At 38.3% G+C, this 2,153-nt stretch carries 2 protein-coding genes; one reads left to right on the top strand and one right to left on the bottom strand.

Features of this window, described 5'->3' with window-relative positions; all coding sequences use genetic code 11:
• Positions 1 to 6 precede the first annotated feature (6 nt).
• Positions 7 to 474: a helix-turn-helix domain-containing protein gene (locus M2419_RS27365; RefSeq protein WP_159732720.1), complete on the bottom strand. Its 468-nt coding sequence runs from the start codon at positions 472 to 474 to the stop codon at positions 7 to 9.
• A 39-nt stretch (positions 475 to 513) separates the two neighbouring features.
• Between M2419_RS27365 and M2419_RS27360 the strand changes: the two genes are divergently transcribed.
• Positions 514 to 2,153, top strand: a 1,640-nt coding sequence (locus M2419_RS27360) for an ISL3 family transposase (RefSeq protein ID WP_310442814.1), incomplete at its 3' end; no start/stop codon positions are given.

Raw genomic sequence — 2,153 nt, 5'->3', positions numbered from 1 at the left:
AAATAATTACACTTTAGATATTAGGCCAAGTTTCTTTTCAAAGATAATTCCAACCTTGGCTAGCAAGTTATAAATTTGCGCCTTTTGATATACTAAACCATATTCTCTTTTAATCCACTGTATCAAAAGAGGTCCGGTCCACTTTTCTGATTGATATCCATGATTCAATGGCGTTTCTTTTATTACCAGCTCTTTGATTCTTTCCAGCTGTTCTTCCGACAACCCGCTACGCCTCCCTCGTCCTTTCTTATCTTTTAATCCTTCTATACCTTCCTTTTCAAATCGGTGCACCCAATTTGTTATCTGCTTGAAACTGATACTGTGGAGTTCCGATAGCCGTCTGCTTGAATGTCCCAAGGCAACCAGATATACCAAATACAGTCTTACGCCGACAACGTAAGCATCATTTGTATTTAATAATTTTTTTATTTCTCCTGCCTCTGATCTTTGAATTTTTAAGACTGATTTTCCCACGATATTTCTTTTTGAAAACAAACAAATATATGGATAATAATGTGTAATTTATTATTATACTTTTATGTCATGATTCCACATTTTATCCTTCCTTCTAATTTACAGCTAAAAGCTCACACAATATATTCCTCTCCAGGAGAACTTTGTATTAATACATGTGCTTATCAAAAATATTCAGTTTGTCCTATTTGCAAAAAGAAGAGTATTAGGATCCACAGTAGGTATTTTAGGACTCTTTTGGATCTTCCTATTTCCGGTCATATAACGAAAGTCAAGCTGCGTGCTAGAAAGTATTTCTGTGACAATATAGCCTGCCCAAGAAAGATTTTTACTGAACGCTTCCACTGTGAAATCAAGCCTTATTATAGAAGACTTATGCGCTCTAATGATCTTCTTTTTAAAATGGCACTTGAACTGGGCGGAAATAAAGGCGCATCAATAAGCGGTTATGTTGGACTACCTGTCAGCCCGTCCACTATTTTACGGGTGATCAAAAGAGTCAATATACAACCTAATTCATTAACATCTGGTGTAATTGGCGTAGATGACTGGGCTTTCAAAAAAGGAAGGACCTACGGAACCGTTATTGTTGATTTAAAAAGAAAAGAAGTTATCGACCTGCTGCCCGATCGTGAATCGGGCACCCTCGCCGAATGGCTAAAAAAGCATCCGGAAATAAAAACAGTTTCCAGGGATCGATATGGACCATATGCTTTGGGCATAAAAGCGGGCGCCCCTCAAGCCAACCAGGTTGCAGATCGCTTTCACTTACTGTTGAACCTTGGAGAAGCAACCAAAAGGATTTTTCAATCAAAAGGAAAAGAACTAAGGGAGATATTTAAGCTTTACAATGATCCCAAAAGCGAACGATCTACATCAGCTGAGACTGAGCAGCCAGCTAAGAGAGTATTAGAAATCGTAGAGCCGAACATTTCGACGGCTAATATTAGTGTCGCTAGAAAGTATCTTTTTGACAAAGTTAAAGAGCTACACGGAAACGGTATTACGCTAAGACAGATTGCCAGAATTACGAAGCTCGCGCGTGGCACTGTTAGAAGATACGTTTTAATGGACTCACTTACAAAAAGGCAATCCAGAAGTTCAACCAACCTGGACGCTTTTATTAACTTTCTCTTGATGGAAGAGAACCGAGGTAAAACATACCGCGAACTGCATGAAACAATTGTAGAGATGGGTTTCAACGGAAAATACACACAGTTCTGCCACAAGATGAACGAAGTTTATCAAATGCAGCCATTCACTAGAACCAAAACAGTAACTCCCATAGTAGCAAAAACCTGGTCACCGGCGAGGCTCTCCTTGATGCTCTATATGGAATTAGAGCAAATTAAGGGAAATGATGACAAGGAATTTTTGAAATTACTGTTTGATAAATTTCCGCAGATAAAACAATTGGAGCAGCAGGTAAAGGGTTTTAAGCGATTGTTTCAGAGCAAACAGGACGGTCTGTTAAAAAATTGGATTGATGAGGCGATAAAATCAGAATGTGGTTTGAAAAACTTTGCTAAAAACCTCATAAAGGACTATCAGGCAGTTAATAATGCTGTCATAACATCCATAAGCAATGGTCAAGTTGAAGGCCAGGTAAACCGAATAAAAAACATCAAAAGGAAAATGTATGGGAAGGCAGGCTTTGAGTTATTAAGAAAAATGGTTCT

The organism is Sphingobacterium sp. BIGb0116 (genome assembly GCF_024808035.1).
In the GTDB taxonomy this organism is placed as follows: domain Bacteria; phylum Bacteroidota; class Bacteroidia; order Sphingobacteriales; family Sphingobacteriaceae; genus Sphingobacterium; species Sphingobacterium paramultivorum.
The sequence above is the reverse complement of the archived record's forward strand: the minus strand, read 5'-3'. Positions and strand labels throughout refer to the sequence as shown.